Origin of the sequence: Actinophytocola xinjiangensis (genome assembly GCF_001921215.1) — a bacterium.
GTDB lineage: Bacteria > Actinomycetota > Actinomycetes > Mycobacteriales > Pseudonocardiaceae > Actinophytocola > Actinophytocola xinjiangensis.
In genome coordinates, this window is the sequence record NZ_MSIF01000050.1 from 1 (window position 1) to 16,249 (window position 16,249).

Consider the following 16,249-nt stretch of genomic DNA (forward strand, 5'->3'; position numbering starts at 1 on the left):
CTTGTTCGTATCCCCGCCGGGGCGGTCGTCGTGCTGCCGGCTTTTTTTTTTTGGCTCCGCCTGGCCCGGCCGGCGCCGGACCCCCCGGCACCCCGGCGACGGCCGGCGGCAGCTGTCCCGGCGCGGCCGATGGCCCCGGACCGGCGTCGAACCCCGCCTGGGCGGTGAGCCCCGTCGGCGGGGTCGGCCGCTCGTGCACGGGAATCGCCGGCTCGCCACCGATCGGCACCGGTCCGGTCATGTCCGGATCCCCGCCGGGGCGGTGGTCGTGCGGCCGGCCGGGTCCGTCCGGCCCGACCATGTCCGCCACACCGTGGCCCGACCCGGCAACATCCCGAACGGCATTCCCCACCGCCTCACCCGCCAGCCCCGGTGGGCCCCCGGCCCCTGGCCCGGTGGAAACCGCTCCCTCGACGACTCCCCCGGCCGCCTCGGCGGCACCCGAGGCCGTCCGGCCGACCAGCTCACCGGCGCCGGAAACGGTCCCCCCGGCCAGCTCCGCGGCACCGAACGCCGCCTCACCGGCCTCGGACGCGGTCCCCCCGACCGCACCGGCCGCCTCGGCGACCACCCCACCGACAACCTCGCCAGCACCGGACACCGCGCCACCGACCAACCCACCGGGGCCCGACACCGCGCCACCGGACACTCCGAACTCCGCTTCGCCGGCCACCTCGCCAACACCGACCACCGCATCCGACACCGCTCCACCAACGACTTCGCCAGCGCCGGAAACCGCCCCGCCGACGACCTCGCCAGCGCCGGAGACCGCCCTACCGACCAACTCTGTGGCGCCGAAGGCGGTTCCGGTCGTTGGCCGGCCAGCCGGGTCGGCGGTCGTGACCGCCTCGGCCGTGTCGGACACCGTTGCGGCGACCACCTCGGCGGCGCCGGCGACCAGGCCCGCCGGGCCCGACACGGCCCCGACCACCTCGGCCGGGCCGGCCGGGTCGGACGTCGCTTCGCCCAGGACGCCCTCGACGAGTGCGCTCGCGCTGGCGGCCGGGCCACCGACGATCCGGTTCACCGCCTCGCCGGCCTGGCCGGTGGGCGGGTCCCCGGCGACGTCGGCCAGCCCGGCCGGGGCGGGCGCGGCGATGACCGGTGCGGCGGGCGGGGTGTGGGTGCCGGGGTTCGGGTTGACCGGCGGCGTCAGGGTCGACATGTCGATACCGGACCCCGGGCGGACGGCCTCCACCAGGGTGGCCTCGATGTTCGCCACGGTCGCCGACGTGCCCCGGACCGCCGTGTCCAGGCCGGCCAGGGCCGTCGGGTGACCGGCGGCGGCCGCGCTGGTCGCGGCGTCGGTGTTCTGGGCCAGGGCCACCAGGTTCCGGACGATCTCGACCTTCGCGGCGCCCACCTGGTCGGCGGCGCGTTCCAGACGGTCGGCCGCCTCGGTCATGCCTCGGGCGGTGGAGGTCAGGTGACCGGAGTCCGGGTCGACGAACGTCGACCAGTGGCGCCCCGCCTCGGTGCCCGTGTCGCCGGTGACGGCGGTGAGGGCGGAGCGGGCCGCGCTGTCCGCGTCGGAGGTCAGGCAGCGCAGGTTCTCGGCCGCCTCGCGCCAGGCCTGGGCGGCGCCGGCCATGGCCTCCTCGTCGGCCTCCGGCCAGGTGATCCCGGCTCTGGCGGCGACCTCGGCCAGCTCCGGCGGCAGCTCGATACCCATCGCTACGCGTCCGGGGCGGTGGCGCGCAGGTGCTCGACGGCAGCGTCCTCGGCGCCGGTGTAGGCGGTGCCGGTGGCGGTGAACCGGGTGCCGACGGCCCCCAGGCTCTCGGTGAGCGACGACAACGCCGTCAGGGTGGTCTCGGCGGGCGCGGCGTGGGCGTCGGCGAAGCTGGCCCCCACCGCGTCGGTGCCCCAGCACTCGCCGGTGGCCGACAGGGCGTCGGCGAGGGTGCGGTGGATCTGGCCGACCCGGCCGGCCAGGTCGTCGAACCGGGCGCCCTCGGCGGCGAGCCGGTCCGGGTTCGCGGCGTAACCGTCGGTCATCGCTTCCTCCCGGTCTGGATCCAGCTCAGGTTCTCGAACGTCTCGACGTCGTCGGCCGGTTCCCGCTCGGCGGCGGTCAGGTCGGCGGTGCCGCGCAGCAGCGCCTCGGGATCGGTGTCGCGCGGCAGGACCGGCGCCAGGGCCTCGCCCGCCCGGCGGGCGGCCGCGGTGGCCGCCTTCGCGGTCAGCTCCACCACACACTGTGCCAGTTCGTGCGCGCGCAGTGTCCGATAGGCGGTCTCGGCGATGACCAGACCGGTGAGTTGCCCGTGCGCGCCGACCGTCGCGGTGACCAGGCCGTCCGCGCTCGTCGCCGACTCGGTGATGGTGGCCAGCGTGCGGTGGACGGAGCCGAGCTGCTCCCGGCTGCGGCGGTAGCCCGCCAGCAGTTCCTCGACCTGGGCTCGGTGGTCAGCCTCCACGGCTACCTCCGCGTGGTGACGGCATGGTCGTCGGTCACGCGTTGGACGCGGCCGGCGCGGGGTCGGTTCCCCGGGTTCCCCGTTCGTTACCTGATCACGCCGGCCGCAGCCCGGCGCCCACCGCCGCGTGCACCGCGCGTGCCAGCGCCGACCCGACCAGGGAGCGCGGGCCGCCGAAGGGCTCCGGGTCTCCGTCGGGCGGGCACAGCAGGGCGGTGGCGTCGGTGCTGGTGCCGGTGCCGGGCACGCCGGCGTCCCACAGCGCCTGCGCCTTGGCCTCCGCGACCGTGGCGACCGCGTTGACCAGCGCGGCGTCGGACAGGCGCACCGGCAGGAAGCACACGACGTTGATCGTGCCGACCGGCTCGGCGGGGGCCGCGGCGGGCGCCGAGGCCCAGGTCGGGTGGCTGCCGACGCCGGTGGTGGCCGACACCCGCACGCCGCCGTCCTCGCGGTGCACGACCTCGCGCACGTCCACGGCCGTCAGGAACCCGGCGCCGGGGCCGGTCAGGCCGTGTGCGGCGGCGATCTCGGCCAGGTGCGCGTCCGGGTCGGCGCGGTCGTAGCCGTGCGGCACGGTCGCGTTGAGCACCCAGTCGCGTTCGCCGAGGCCGCCGCCCAGCGGCCCGGAGGAGATGGTGAGCAGTGGCGCCGGCAGCCGCCACACCAGGGCGGGCCCGTCGGCCAGCCGGGGGATCATCCGCGCAGGGCCGCGACCACCCGCGACGGGCTGGGCCGGCCGAGTTCGCCGGCGAGCCAGACGCTGGTGTCGGCGAGCCGGTCGAGGTCGACGCCGGTGCGCACGCCCAGGCCCTCCAGCAGCCACACCAGGTCCTCGGTGGCGAGGTTGCCGGTGGCCGACCCGGCGAACGGGCAGCCGCCGAGCCCACCCGCCGACGAGTCCACAGTGGACACCCCGTGGCGCAGTGCCGCCAGCGTGTTGGTCAGCGCCTGGCCATAGGTGTCGTGGAAGTGCACGGCCAGCGCCGAGGTCGGCGTGCCGGCGGCGGCGAAGTCGTCGAGCAGCGCGCCGACCTGGCCGGCGGTCGCCACACCGATCGTGTCGCCGAGCGAGAGCTGCGAGCACCCCAGGTCCAGCAGCCGGCGGCCGACAGCCACCACGGCCGCGCGGTCCACGACGCCCTCCCACGGGTCGCCGAAACACATCGACACGTAACCGCGCACGTCAAGACCTTCGGCGACGGCCCTGGACACCACCGGCTCGAACATCGCGAACTGCTCGTCGAGGGTGCGGTTGAGGTTGCGGTTGGCGAAGGTCTCGGTGGCGCTGGCGAAGATCGCGATGTGCTCGACCCCGGCGGCCAACGCGCGGTCAAGGCCGCGTTCGTTGGGCACCAGCACCGGGTAGCGCACACCGGCACGCCTGGTCAGGCCGGCCAGCAACGGCTCGGCGTCGGCCAACTGCGGCACCCACTTCGGGTGCACGAAGCTGGTGGCCTCGATGGTGGTCAGGCCGGCGTCGGCCAGCCGGTCGATGAACTCCAGCTTCACCTCGACCGGCACGACCGACGACTCGTTCTGCAGCCCGTCGCGCGGCCCGACCTCCCAGACCGTGACCTCGGCCGGCAGGTCGTCGCCGGCCGGCACCCGCTCCGGCAGCCCCAGCTCGTGCGCGTTCGTCAACGCCGCTGGTCGCCCTGCGGCGGCGCGAGCTGCTCGGTGGTGGCGGCGCCCCCGAAGTCGTCGTGCGGGTTGTCGTTGACCTCGCGGTAGATCAGGGTGTGCACCTTCTCCACGTTGGGGATGTCGTCGAACTCCAGCGGCTCCTGGGACGCCGACTCGATGATCAGCGTGCCGCAGCCGAAGATCCGGTCGACCAGGCCGTGCTCGAACCGCACCGAGTTGATCCGGCCGAGCGGGATGTCGATGCCGGTGCGGTTGATCACGCCCTCACGGGCCATGACCCGGTCGGTGGTCACGATGAAGTGCGTGGTGCGCCAGCGGATGAATGGGACGAAGAACAACCACACGATGATCGCCAGCGCGACCGCGCCGATCGCGATGAAACCGACCATCGACCAGGACTCGTCCTTGACCAGGACGGCGAGCCAGCCGCCGAGCCCGAGCGTCGCGATGAGCACGAGGTAGGGCACCAGCAGCATCTTCCAGTGCGAGTGCTTGTGAAGAATGACGCGCTCGCCGTCACTGAGCAGATCGTCTGGGTAGGGCACGGCGTCCTCCCGGTACAAAGCGCCTCGCCGAAAGTGATGACGCGGGTAACCGTACCGGCGCAGGAGGGCAGATCGTGCACGGAGTCGAAAAGCTCAGCCGTCGTTCTTCAGGTGAACGACGTCCCCGGCCGACAGCACGTGGCGCACGCCGTCGTCCTGCTTGATCAACAACTTCCCGTCCGGCTCGACGTCCTCGGCGACCCCGACCCGGGTGGACCCGTCCGGCAGCTCGGCCCGCACCCGCTGCCCCAGCGACCCGCAGGCCGCGCGGTAGGCGGTCAGCACGCCGCTGGCGCCGGCGTCGCCGGCCGCGTCCCGCCACGCCGACTCCAGCTCGGCGAACGCGCGCAGCCACGCCGAGGCCAGCTCGGTGCGGTCGGTGACCTTCGCGCCCTGCTCGGCCAGCGAACCGGCCGGCAGCGACCCCGGCCCGGCCGGCACGTCGACGCCCGGCGGGTGCACGTTGAGGCCGACACCGACGACCGCCGCCCGCGCCGAACCGTCGTGGGCGACCTCGGAGAGCACACCGGCGCACTTGGTGCCGCCGACCAGCAGGTCGTTGGGCCACTTGAGGGTCGCGCCGGACACGCCGGCCCGCTCGGCGGCGTGCAGCAGCGCCAGCCCGGCGACCAGGCTCAGCGTGCCCAGCCGCTCGGCGGGCACGGCCGCCGGACGCAGCAGCACGCTCAGGTACAGGCCGGTGCCCGCCGGGGACACCCAGCCCCGGTCGCGCCGGCCCCGGCCGGCGGTCTGCGCGCCGGCGATCAGCACCGTGCGGTCGGCGGCGCCGTCGGCGGCCGCGGTCAGCAGGTCGGCGTTGGTCGACCCGGTGCTCGCCACCACGTCCAGCGCGGCGTAGGGCCCGTTGGGCGCCACCAGCTCCTCGCGCAGGGCCAGCCCGTCCAGTTCGTCCGGCTTGTCGCCACCTCGTCCGGTCACGATCACCGAACTTACCGGCCCTGGCCGGGTCCGCACGCCGACTCGATCACGCTCCGAGTGACCCAAGCAACGTCTCGCGAGGTCACCCCAGTGGCTAGGCTCGCGATTCGGAGGTTTACCCACATGAGCAGTGCGACCGCGCCCCTCGGCGAGCCGCCGGCCGGCGAACCGGACGTCCACACCACCGCCGGCAAGCTGGCGGACCTGTACCGCCGCAGCGACGAAGCCGTGCACGCCGGGTCGGCGCGCGCCGTGGACAAGCAACACGCGCGCGGCAAGATGACCGCGCGTGAGCGAATCGACCAGCTGCTCGACGCCGGCTCGTTCGTCGAGCTGGACGAGCTGGCCCGCCACCGGTCGACGAACTTCGGCCTGGAGCGCAACCGCCCCTACGGCGACGGCGTGGTCACCGGCTACGGCACGGTCGACGGGCGCCCGGTGTGCGTGTTCAGCCAGGACGTCACGGTGTTCGGCGGGGCGCTGGGCGAGGTGTACGGCGAGAAGATCGTCAAGGTGATGGACCTGGCGATCAGGACCGGCCGGCCGATCATCGGCATCAACGAGGGCGGCGGGGCACGCATCCAGGAGGGTGTGGTTTCGCTGGGCCTCTACGGCGAGATCTTCATGCGCAACACCAGGGCCTCCGGGGTCATCCCGCAGATCTCGCTGATCATGGGGGCGAACGCGGGCGGGCACGTGTACTCCCCGGCGCTGACCGACTTCGTGGTGATGGTCGACCAGACCTCGCACATGTTCATCACCGGCCCGGACGTGGTGAAGACGGTGACCGGCGAGGACGTCGGCTTCGAGGAGCTGGGCGGGGCGCGCACGCACAACACGAGGTCCGGGGTCGCGCACTACCTGGCCGCCGACGAGGACGACGCGCTGGGCTACGTCCGCGAGCTGTTGTCCTACCTGCCGGCCAACAACCTGTCCGACCCGCCGGTGGTCGATGGCCTCACCGAGCCCGGCTCGGTCGCCGAGTCGATCACCGACAGCGACCGGGAGCTCGACGAGCTGATCCCGGACTCGCCCAACCAGCCCTACGACATGCACGAGGTGATCACCCGGGTTCTCGACGACGGCGAGTTCCTGGAGGTCCACGAGCTGTTCGCGCCGAACGTGCTGGTCGGGTTCGGCCGGATCGAGGGCGCGGCGGTCGGGATCGTGGCCAACCAGCCGACGCAGTTCGCCGGCTGTCTGGACATCGCCGCCTCGGAGAAGGCCGCGCGGTTCGTGCGCACCTGCGACGCGTTCAACGTGCCGGTGCTGACCTTCGTCGACGTGCCGGGGTTCCTGCCGGGCACCGACCAGGAGTGGGACGGGATCATCCGCCGGGGCGCGAAGCTGATCTACGCGTACGCGGAGGCGACGGTGCCGAAGGTCACCGTGATCACCCGCAAGGCCTACGGCGGCGCCTACGACGTGATGGGCTCCAAGCACCTCGGCGCGGACCTGAACTTGGCCTGGCCGACCGCGCAGATCGCCGTCATGGGTGCCGAGGGCGCGGCGAACATCGTGCACCGCAAGACCCTGGCGAAGGCCACCGAGGACGGCGAGGACGTCGACGCCCTGCGCGCGCGGCTGCAACGGGAGTACGAGGAGGCGCTGTACAACCCGTACGTGGCGGCCGAGCGCGGCTACGTCGACGCGGTCATCCCGCCCTCGCACACCCGGGGCCACGTGGCCAGGAGCCTGCGCCTGTTGCGGGACAAGCGGGAAACGTTGCCACCCAAGAAGCACGGGAACATCCCGCTGTGAGCGGCGAAACCGAACGCCCGGCGCTGCGCGTGGTGCGCGGCGAACCGACCGACGCCGAGGTGGTCGCCCTGGTCACCGCCCTGGCCGCGGTGAGCGCCCCGCCACCGCCGGCCGCCCGGCCCCGGTCCCGCTGGGCCGACCGGGCCGCCGGGCTGCGCGCCCCGCTCGCGCACGGGCCGGACGCCTGGCGGGCCGCGACCCGCCGCTCCTGATCCCGATCCGCGCGCGGGCGGAACCGCGTGCGGGCCGGTGGGGTCCCAGCGGGCACACTGCTGGTCGGCCCAGGTGAGGAGAAGGTTCGGGGGATGAGTCGCGTGCGCGGTCCGTGGACGGCCATGTGGGGCCTGTGCGCGTGCTTCTTCATGGTCATGCTGGACTCGACGATCGTCACGGTCGCGATCCCGGCGATGCTCGGCGGGCTGAAGGCGAACCTCAACGAGGTCGTCTGGGTCAACAGCGTCTACCTGCTGGCCAACACCGTTCCGCTGCTGCTGACCGGACGGCTGGGCGACCGGTACGGGCCCAAGCGGGTGCTGGTCGTGGGGCTGGTGGTGTTCACCGGGGCGTCGCTGTGGAGCGGGCTGGCCGACTCGGCCGGGATGCTGATCGCCGCCCGCGCGGTACAGGGCCTCGGCGCGGCGGCGATGACCCCGCAGACGCTCTCGTTCATCACCCGGCTGTTCCCGCCGGACAAACGCGGCCTGCCGATCAGCGTGTGGGGCGCGGTGGCCGGGGTCGCGACGATCACCGGGCCGGTGATCGGCGGGCTGCTGGTCGAGCACATCGGCTGGCAGTGGATCTTCCTGATCAACCTGCCGATCGGTGTGGTCAGCCTGGTCGTCGCGCTGGTCGCGCTGCCGGACTGGCGGCCGGGGAGGGCCAGCCGGTTCGACGTCACCGGCGCGGTGCTGTGCTCGGCGGGTCTGCTGCTGGTGGTGTTCGGCGTGCAGAACGGGCAGCACTACCACTGGGGGACGATCGCCGGGCCGGTGAACGTGCTGCTGGTGATCGTGCTCGGAGTGGCGCTGCTCGGGCTGTTCGGCTGGCGCCAACTGCGCACGCGGCGCGCCGCCGAGCCGCTGATCCCGCCCGGCCTGTTCCGCGACGGGACGTTCGGCGCGGCCAACCTGACCCACGCCGCGCTCGGGTTCGCCACGACCGGGATGTTCCTGCCGCTGGTGCTCTACCTGCAGACGGTGCTGGAGCTGAGCCCGCTGGCCTCCAGCGTGCTGGCGCTGCCGATGGCCGGCGCGGCCGGGCTGACGGCGATCGTCGCCGGCGCCACCTGGACCAGGGTCGGCGCCCGGACGCTGATCATCGCCGGCCTGGCGGTCCTGGGGTTGGGGACCGGGGTGCTGGCCTGGTACGTCGAGCCGGACAGCGAGCCGTGGTCGCTGGTGCCGTGGCTGGTGGTCGCCGGGGTGGGGATCGGGTGCGTGTTCGCCCCGCTGACCGCCGCGGCCACCGCCCGCCTGCCGGGGGACCTCGCCGGCGCGGCCTCGGGCGTGTTCAACACCTCGCGGCAGGTCGGCGGGGTGCTGGGCAGTGCGGCGGTGGGCATGGTGTTGCAGGTCGGCATCGCCTACTCGGTGCCCGACGCGGCCCGCGCCTACGCCGAACGGCTGCCGCCGCGCTACCGCGAGGAGTTCGTGTCGCGGGTGACCGACGCGGCCAACACGGCCTCCCAGTTCGACACCACCACCCCGCCGGTGCCGTCCAACCTCGACCCGGACGTGGCCGACATCGTGCGGCGGATCGTCAGCGACGTGTTCCACGTCGGGTTCACCAACGCCGCCAAGGCCAGCCTGGTGCTGCCGATCGCCGTGCTGCTGCTCGGCGCCATCGCGGCGGTCGGGATCCGGCTTCCGCGCCGTGGCCGGGACCGGCAACCGGTCGGCTAGTCTCCGGCCCGTGCTTCTGGTCCTCGCCTCCCAGTCCCCCGCCCGGCTCCAGGTCCTGCGCTCCGCCGGTGTCGAACCGTCCGTGCACGTCTCCGGCGTCGACGAGGACGCGCTGATGGCCACGTTGCACGAGGACGCGGCCCCGGAGACGGTGGTGGTCGCGCTCGCCGAGGCCAAGGCGCGGACCGTCGCCGAGGAGGTCGCCGCCCGGTACCCCGACTCGGTGGTCGTCGGCTGTGACTCGATGCTGGCTCACGACGGGGTGCTGGTCGGCAAGCCGGGGACCCCGGAGGTGGCCCGCCAGCGGTGGCTGGGCATGGTCGGCGGCACGGGGGTGCTGCTCACCGGCCACTCGGTGATCCGCGTCCAGGACGGTGCCCTCGGGGCGATCGCCTCCGGCACGGCCAGCACGACCGTCCATTTCGGGTCACCCAGCCCGGCGGAGATCGACGCCTACGTGGCCACCGGGGAACCACTGTCCGTGGCCGGCGGGTTCACCATCGACGGTAAGGGCGGCTGGTTCGTCGACGGGGTCGACGGCGACCCGTCGAGCGTGATCGGCCTGAGCCTGCCGCTCACCCGGCGGCTGCTGATCGAGATCGGCGTGTCGGTCGTGGACCTGTGGCAGGCCCGCTGACCGTCACTCAGCAGGGTGACAGGTCACCGGCGCGGACGCTGACCCTCGGGTGGCCCGGCAGTGACCCGACGTCGTCGTAGGTGCGGGTGCAGCCCACCTCGGTGCCGCTGACGATCGCGAAGACCTGCACGAACACCGGTTCGCCCGCGCAGTCGGCCGGGGTGCCCGCGGCGCAGTCGTACTGGGCGGCGAGCACCTCGGGCCCGCTCTGCGAGCTGGCGACGTCGGCCAGCGCCAGGTACCCGGCACCGGAGACGAACGGTCGGGCGAGCGAGCTCCACTTCCCGGAGCGGCCGACGACCGCCTGACCGGCGAGGCCGTTGTCGTAGTTGCCGGACACCAGGCAGGCCGACATCGCCTTCACCACGCACTGCAACGACGACTTCGTCAGGGTGACCCCGAGATCGGTGACCGTGGTCTCGATGATCGAGCTGGACGACGGCCCGCCGATCCGCAGCCGACCGGAGGTCGCCCCGCTGTCGGCGATCAGCTCGACGGTCGTGCCGGCGATCTTCGCCACGGCCAGCACCCGGCACGGCTCGACCAGGCAGACCCCGGTCGTGGGCGGCGGGGTCACCGTCGGCGGCGGCTCCTGCGCCGGCGCGACCCGCTGCTCGCGCACCACCACCGCGCCGACCAGCGCACCGGCCGCGACGAGCACCGACAACACCGAAGCGAGGACCACCGCCCACGGCGTGCGCCTGGCCCTCACGGCACCACCCCGTCCCTCGTCCGACCCTGTCCCGACCCGTGCCCCTGGCCCGTCACGTGACCACGCTCTCGCTTCCCGCGACCACCCTGATACGTACACTTTCCTCCTGATATCCAGTGTGCAACCTGTGTGTGTCGAAAAGGGAGTGGAGCGTGCCCGAGCAGCTCAGCAAGGTCCTGATCGCCAACCGCGGGGAGATCGCGGTACGGGTTGTCCGGGCCTGCCGTGACGCCGGCCTGGCCAGTGTCGCGGTCTACGCCGAGCCCGACCGCGACGCGCTGTTCGTCCGCCTGGCCGACGAGGCCTTCGCCCTGGGCGGCACCACCGCGGCCGAGAGCTACCTGGACATCGCCAAGCTGCTGGACGTGGCCGCCAGGGCCGGCGCGGACGCCGTGCACCCCGGCTACGGCTTCCTGTCGGAGAACGCCGACTTCGCCCAGGCCGTGCTGGACGCCGGCCTGACCTGGATCGGGCCCTCGCCCAGGGCCATCCGTGACCTCGGCGACAAGGTCACCGCCCGGCACATCGCCATGGCCGCCGGCGCCCCGCTGGTCCCCGGCACCAAGGACCCGGTGGACAGCCCGGCGGAGGTCGTCGCCTTCGCCGAGGAGCACGGCCTGCCGGTGGCCATCAAGGCCGCGTTCGGCGGTGGCGGCCGGGGCCTGAAGGTGGCCCGCACGCTCACCGAGATCCCCGAGCTGTACGAGTCGGCGGTGCGCGAGGCGGTCGCCGCGTTCGGCCGGGGCGAGTGCTTCGTCGAGCGCTACCTGGACAGGCCGCGTCACGTCGAGGCCCAGGTACTGGCCGACACGCACGGCAACGTCGTGGTCGTTGGCACCCGCGACTGCTCGTTGCAGCGCCGCCACCAGAAGCTGGTCGAGGAGGCCCCGGCGCCGTTCCTGTCGGCCGACCAGCGCGCCCAGATCCACTCCTCGGCCAAGGCGATCTGCAAGGCGGCCGGCTACTCCGGCGCCGGCACGGTCGAGTACCTGGTCGGCGCGGACGGCACGATCTCGTTCCTGGAGGTCAACACCCGCCTGCAGGTCGAGCACCCGGTCTCCGAGGAGACCGCCGGGGTCGATCTGGTCCGCGAGCAGTTCCGGATCGCCGCCGGTGAGCGGCTGCGGTTCGACGCCGACCCAGAGCCGCGCGGTCACTCGATCGAGTTCCGGATCAACGGCGAGGACGCCGGCCGTAACTTCCTGCCCGCTCCCGGCGTGGTGACCCGGTTCGTCGCGCCGGACGGGCCGGGCGTGCGGGTGGACACCGGCGTGGAGTCCGGCACGGTCATCGGCGGGCAGTTCGACTCGCTGCTGGCCAAGGTGATCGTCACCGGCGAGGACCGCACGCAGGCGCTGGAGCGCTCCCGCCGGGCGCTGGGCGAGATGGTCGTCGAGGGCATGGCCACCGTGCTGCCCTTCCACCGGGCCGTGGTCAGCGACCCGGCGTTCGTCGGCGACGGCGACACGTTCGCCGTGCACACCCGCTGGATCGAGACCGAGTTCGACAACACCGTCGAGCCGTTCACCGCCGAGGGTGACCTGCCGGCCGACGAGCCGAGGCACAGCGTGGTCGTCGAGGTCGGCGGCCGGCGCCTGGAGGTCTCGCTGCCGGCGACGATGCCGGGTCTGGCCGCCGGTGGCGCGCCGGCCGCGACCCGGACCAGGCCCAAGCGGCGTTCGGGTGGTGGCGCCGCGGCGGCGTCCGGGGACTCGGTCACCGCGCCCATGCAGGGCACGATCGTCAAGCTGGCGGTCGAGGACGGGCAGTCGGTCGAGGCCGGCGAGCTGGTCCTGGTCCTGGAGGCCATGAAGATGGAGAACCCCGTGACCGCGCACAAGTCCGGTACGGTCACCGGGCTCGCCGTGGCCGCCGGCGAAACCGTCACCCAGGGCAGCGTGCTCTGCGAGATCAAGGACTGAGCGGCCCGGGGAGGGCCGTTGGCACAGATCCGGATCAGCGCCGCCGAGCGCGCGGAGGCCGTCGCCGCGCTCGGTGAGCACCTCGCCAGCGGCCGCCTGCCGACCGCCGAGTACGACCGGCGCCGCCGGGTGGCGGTGGAGGCCGTCGGGCGGGACGAGATCGAGGCGCTGTTCGCCGACCTGCCGGCCCCGCATCCCGACCTGAGCTCGGCGGTGGCGCCGCGCCGGCCGATCCGGGTCGATCCGGAGTGGCCGGTCGGGCGGGGCGACACCCGGGTGAGCCGGGTGCTGGACGCGGTCGGGGTGCTGTCCCTGCTGGTCGGCCTGCCGACGGCGATCGTGCTGACCGCGACCGCCGGCCTGTGGTGGACGTTCCTGGTGGTGTTCGGGGTGGCCGTGGTGTCGATGGTGCTGGGGGTGGCGTTCATGCGCCGCGACGGGTCGACCTGAGAATCTCCTCAGCCGGGCACTCCCGGAACAGACGTACGATCGACCTGTGGCCGAGTACCAGCGTTCAGACATCAGGGTGAGCGACACCGAACGTGAGGACGCGCTCGGCAAGCTCGGTCAGCACATGACCGAAGGCCGGCTGACCATCGACGAGTACGGCGACCGCACCGCAAAAGTTGCTGCAGCAAAGACTCGCGGTGAGGTTCTGACCCTGTTCGACGACCTGCCCGACCCCCGGCCGACGTTCGGCCGGCCGTCGCCGCCACCGGCCACGCGTGAGCCAAGGACGGTCTCCACCGCCCAGAAGATCGCGCCGGTGTTGATCCCGATCGCCCTGGTCATGGCAGCCGTCGCCCTGACGTTTGCCCTGCGTGTGCCCATCTTCTTCCTGCTGCCGTTCATCTTCTTCCTGGCCAGCGGGCGGGGCTGGGGCCACGGCTACCGGTCGGGCGGGCCGCGCCGCTGACGCCTGCCCGGACAACGGGCCGATCGGCGGTTGGCAGCGCTTTCATCGCCGGACACACTGGGAAAAGTTCTCATGAATTGACCACGTGTACCGTCGAATCCGATCATCGACAGCCGCTAGGGTTTCGACCGAACACGTAGCGGATCGGGTTGGAGGCGGAGTGGCGCCGAGCAGTCATGGGCAGGGCGGGCGGGAGAGCACTCTCCAGGTCGACGTCGACGCCGTGCCGATGTTGCGCAGCGCGTTCGTGGACGCGCTGGCCAAGGTCGACCGTCAGTTGGAACTGGCGGAGCAGGAGCTGCGGGTCACACCGTGGGCCACGGACCCGGTCAGTCAGGACGCCGTCACGGCGTTCAACGACCGGTCGGTCGACGGTGGACGCTGCGCGATCGAGGCGCTGCGCGCCTACCGCGCCCAGCTCGACGCCGCCGTGGTGAACCTGGACAAGACCGTCGAGCAGTACCGAGAGACCGACGGCGACGGCCAGGTCGACGTCAACCGGACTGGGGGCGAACAGTGACCGACTCGCCGACCGACTCGCCGACCGAACCGCCGACCCCGCCACCGGCGGAGGGCTCCGAGGCACAGATGGCGACGGCCGACGGTGCCCGCTGGCGTGGACACACCCACGAGCAGCTGTACGCGATGATCCACGAGGGCCCCGGGGCGGCCGCGTCGGCCGAGCCGGCGCGCCGCTGGCAGGAGATCGCGTCGAACCTCAACGAGATCGGCCAGGACCTGCGCAAGACCCTGGAGCAGACCGGCGCGAGCTGGACGGGCAAGGCGGCCAGCGGCGCGTACGACCGGCTGATCCTGACCGCGACCTGGGCCACCGAGACCAGCGAGAGCGCCGCCCAGATGCGCACCGCCGTGGAGAACCAGGGCGACTTCCTGGCCAAGGCCCGCGCCGACATGCCCCCGCCGCAGGACGCCCCCGCCGCCCAGCCCGACCCGGCGGTGGTGCCGGCGGTGCAGGTGGCGCAGGCCCAGACCGACCTGGAGGCCCCCGAGTCGTCGGCGTCCTCGGCCGAGGAACGCGCCTTCGAGGTGATGACCGCCTACGAGCAGTCCACCCTGGCCAACACCACGGCGATGGCCGCGTTCGCCCCGCCGCTGGAGCTGCTGCGCCGCGAGGAGGTCAAGCACGGCGGCGGTTTCCAGGCCCAGGCCACCCGCCCGGCGGGCCTGGACCACATGCCCGGCCCCCGCCACGACGACCGCCCCCGCCACCACGGCAACCACCACTGGTCGTCGAACACGTCGGGCCAGTCCGCGCCGTGGACCGCCGAGCCGGCGCCGCGCGAGGTCCCCGCCGCCAGGAACACCACGCCGACCGGCGCCCCCAGCGCGTTCACCGGCGGGGCGCTGCCCCTGCGCCGCGAGTCCGACAAGGAGCGCCCGAACAAGCCGGCGGCCCCCGCCGCCAACACCAACACCGTGACCGGCGCGCCGCAGACCCAGCCCAAGGCGCCGCTGTCGAGCGTGGCGCTGCCCCAGGACCTCCACCAGGCGGCCGCCGCCAGCCAGGCGGCGGCGACCGCCCAGGCCGGTGCCCCGGTGGCGCCCGCCACGGCGGCCCCGACCGGGGTGGGCCAGCACGACCGCATGGCGATGCGCCGCTTCGGCATGGAGGCGATCGGCTCGAACCAGTGGTTCGGTGACACGGAGGAACCGGTCGTGGGCGAGAGCCCGAAGCGCCGCCGGGACTTCCGCGAGATCGAGGAGATCACCGAGGCCGTGTCGGTCCTCGACGAGGAACACCGCCTGCCGCCGAACGTGATCGGGGACGGCCCGTCCGCTCGATAAGATCCGCGCCGTGACCCTGGGCCTGTTCACCGAAGTCGAGGAACCGATCACCATCTCGGCCCTCGAGTTCGACGTGCTCTGGGAGTACCAGTCCCTGGACGCGATGCCGCTGGTCCTGCGCGTCCCCTCCCCTGGCCGCACCGACGACGAACGGGCCAAGCTGGTCGAACAGGCGTGGACGTCCCTCGACGCCAGGGGCCTGGGTCGCCAGGTCGACCTGGACCCCCGCCTGACCAGGCTGTTGTCCCTGCTCAACCGCCCCGACCGGGAGGTCGACGTGCGGGCCTGGGTCGGCTCCCCGGTCCGTGCCCTGGCCGCCGCCACCGGCGACGAGGCCGTGCTGGCGGTGCTGACCGGCCAGTCCCTGACCCTGCGCCCGGCCGACGCGACCGGCCTGCCCCGGTTCGCCCTGTCGGTCCTGCCGTCGGTGCCCGCCGGCCCCGGCCGTTCCCTGACCCTGCCCACGGCGGACTTCGAGGCCGCCGCCCACGACGCCGGCCACCGCAAGGGCTTCGAGGCGGCGCTGCTGGCCCGGGGCGTGCGGGCCGCCGACGCCGAGGACCTGGCGACGATGATCGGCGACGTCGTGCACCAGGGCCAGTTCGGGAGCGCCGCGCGGGACCGGTGGGGGCGGCGGGTGCGGGCCGCGCGGGTGGTGAGCTTCTTCGACACGGCCGGGGGCCGGTACCTGCAGGTCCGCCGGGCTGACCCGGACGCCGAACCGTGGACGACCATTTCCCCGGCCGACCACCGGCGGATGCTCCAACAGGTGACCGCCCTGCATTCCGAGTGAGGCCATGGGGCGGGTTCGTGTGGGCGGACCATCGCGCCCCGAGTTGTCCACAGCCCCACCCACAACCCCCTCCACCCCCCACTTCGCCGGATAGAATGGCCTTGAGGGGTGCCCCCGGAGCAATGCCGCTTACTTTAGGTGTTTCTGCTGGCCGGTGGCTGTTGTGGCGGGGTTTTCGGGGGTCGTGGCGGCAGGATGACGAGCAGGGGTGGCGTGTCGTAGCGGATCCCGACTTGGCCGGGTTTCTTGT

General features: G+C 73.4%; 18 protein-coding genes. 10 read left to right on the plus strand and 8 right to left on the minus strand.

Features of this window, described 5'->3' with window-relative positions:
- From BLA60_RS41500 to BLA60_RS41530, 7 genes are all read right to left on the minus strand, one after another.
- Positions 1-1,672, minus strand: a 1,672-nt coding sequence (locus BLA60_RS41500; RefSeq protein ID WP_075138602.1) for a WXG100-like domain-containing protein, incomplete at its 3' end; no start/stop codon positions are given.
- A 2-nt stretch (positions 1,673-1,674) separates the two neighbouring features.
- Entirely contained in the window at positions 1,675-1,998 is a 324-nt protein-coding gene (locus BLA60_RS41505; protein ID WP_075138603.1) for a WXG100 family type VII secretion target, read from the minus strand.
- The gene (locus BLA60_RS41510) at positions 1,995-2,420 is read right to left on the minus strand and encodes a YbaB/EbfC family nucleoid-associated protein (protein WP_075138604.1); all 426 of its coding nucleotides are present in this window, start codon (positions 2,418-2,420) and stop codon (positions 1,995-1,997) included. The genes BLA60_RS41505 and BLA60_RS41510 overlap by 4 nt, the downstream gene beginning before the upstream one ends.
- Before the next feature lie 94 nt (positions 2,421-2,514).
- Positions 2,515-3,120 (minus strand): adenosylcobinamide amidohydrolase, encoded by a 606-nt coding sequence (locus BLA60_RS41515; RefSeq protein WP_075138605.1) that lies wholly within the window; start codon positions 3,118-3,120, stop codon positions 2,515-2,517.
- The gene (locus BLA60_RS41520) at positions 3,117-4,064 is read right to left on the minus strand and encodes a hydroxymethylglutaryl-CoA lyase (protein WP_075138606.1); all 948 of its coding nucleotides are present in this window, start codon (positions 4,062-4,064) and stop codon (positions 3,117-3,119) included. Before BLA60_RS41520 ends, BLA60_RS41515 begins: the two co-directional genes overlap by 4 nt.
- Positions 4,061-4,612 (minus strand): PH domain-containing protein, encoded by a 552-nt coding sequence (locus BLA60_RS41525; RefSeq protein ID WP_075138615.1) that lies wholly within the window; start codon positions 4,610-4,612, stop codon positions 4,061-4,063. Before BLA60_RS41525 ends, BLA60_RS41520 begins: the two co-directional genes overlap by 4 nt.
- Positions 4,613-4,705: 93 nt before the next feature.
- The gene (locus BLA60_RS41530) at positions 4,706-5,551 is read right to left on the minus strand and encodes a biotin--[acetyl-CoA-carboxylase] ligase (RefSeq protein ID WP_075138616.1); all 846 of its coding nucleotides are present in this window, start codon (positions 5,549-5,551) and stop codon (positions 4,706-4,708) included.
- A gap of 123 nt (positions 5,552-5,674) precedes the next feature.
- Here BLA60_RS41530 and BLA60_RS41535 point away from each other — a divergent pair, with 123 nt between their 5' ends.
- From BLA60_RS41535 to BLA60_RS41550, 4 genes are all read left to right on the plus strand, one after another.
- The gene (locus BLA60_RS41535; RefSeq protein ID WP_075138607.1) at positions 5,675-7,312 is read left to right on the plus strand and encodes an acyl-CoA carboxylase subunit beta; all 1,638 of its coding nucleotides are present in this window, start codon (positions 5,675-5,677) and stop codon (positions 7,310-7,312) included.
- Positions 7,309-7,524 (plus strand): acyl-CoA carboxylase subunit epsilon, encoded by a 216-nt coding sequence (locus BLA60_RS41540; RefSeq protein ID WP_075138608.1) that lies wholly within the window; start codon positions 7,309-7,311, stop codon positions 7,522-7,524. Before BLA60_RS41535 ends, BLA60_RS41540 begins: the two co-directional genes overlap by 4 nt.
- Positions 7,525-7,617: 93 nt before the next feature.
- Positions 7,618-9,213 carry a DHA2 family efflux MFS transporter permease subunit gene (locus BLA60_RS41545; RefSeq protein ID WP_211289030.1) on the plus strand — a complete coding sequence of 532 codons (1,596 nt, stop codon included), beginning with the start codon at positions 7,618-7,620 and terminating at the stop codon, positions 9,211-9,213.
- A gap of 10 nt (positions 9,214-9,223) precedes the next feature.
- Positions 9,224-9,850, plus strand: a complete 627-nt coding sequence (locus BLA60_RS41550) for a Maf family protein (protein WP_075138617.1) — start codon at positions 9,224-9,226, stop codon at positions 9,848-9,850.
- A 7-nt stretch (positions 9,851-9,857) separates the two neighbouring features.
- Here BLA60_RS41550 and BLA60_RS41555 read toward each other — a convergent pair whose 3' ends face one another.
- A complete protein-coding gene (locus tag BLA60_RS41555) occupies positions 9,858-10,562 on the minus strand; it encodes a hypothetical protein (protein WP_075138610.1) in 705 nt (234 codons plus the stop codon).
- Between the two features lie 152 nt (positions 10,563-10,714).
- On the opposite strand from BLA60_RS41555, the gene BLA60_RS41560 reads away from it, so the two are divergent.
- The 6 genes from BLA60_RS41560 to BLA60_RS41585 all read left to right on the plus strand — a co-directional run bounded on the left by BLA60_RS41560 (position 10,715) and on the right by BLA60_RS41585 (position 15,999).
- Positions 10,715-12,484, plus strand: coding sequence for an acetyl/propionyl/methylcrotonyl-CoA carboxylase subunit alpha (locus BLA60_RS41560; RefSeq protein WP_211289031.1), 1,770 nt, complete (start codon positions 10,715-10,717; stop codon positions 12,482-12,484).
- Between the two features lie 18 nt (positions 12,485-12,502).
- Positions 12,503-12,934, plus strand: a complete 432-nt coding sequence (locus BLA60_RS41565) for a DUF1707 SHOCT-like domain-containing protein (RefSeq protein ID WP_075138611.1) — start codon at positions 12,503-12,505, stop codon at positions 12,932-12,934.
- 46 nt (positions 12,935-12,980) lie between these two features.
- On the plus strand, positions 12,981-13,400 hold the full coding sequence (locus BLA60_RS41570) for a DUF1707 SHOCT-like domain-containing protein (protein WP_075138612.1): 420 nt from the start codon (positions 12,981-12,983) through the stop codon (positions 13,398-13,400).
- 160 nt (positions 13,401-13,560) lie between these two features.
- On the plus strand, positions 13,561-13,920 hold the full coding sequence (locus tag BLA60_RS41575; RefSeq protein ID WP_154814992.1) for a transcriptional regulator: 360 nt from the start codon (positions 13,561-13,563) through the stop codon (positions 13,918-13,920).
- A complete protein-coding gene (locus tag BLA60_RS41580; RefSeq protein ID WP_075138614.1) occupies positions 13,917-15,206 on the plus strand; it encodes a PPE domain-containing protein in 1,290 nt (429 codons plus the stop codon). Before BLA60_RS41575 ends, BLA60_RS41580 begins: the two co-directional genes overlap by 4 nt.
- A gap of 10 nt (positions 15,207-15,216) precedes the next feature.
- Entirely contained in the window at positions 15,217-15,999 is a 783-nt protein-coding gene (locus BLA60_RS41585; protein ID WP_245812516.1) for an ESX secretion-associated protein EspG, read from the plus strand.
- The last annotated feature ends 250 nt before the right edge of the window (positions 16,000-16,249 follow it).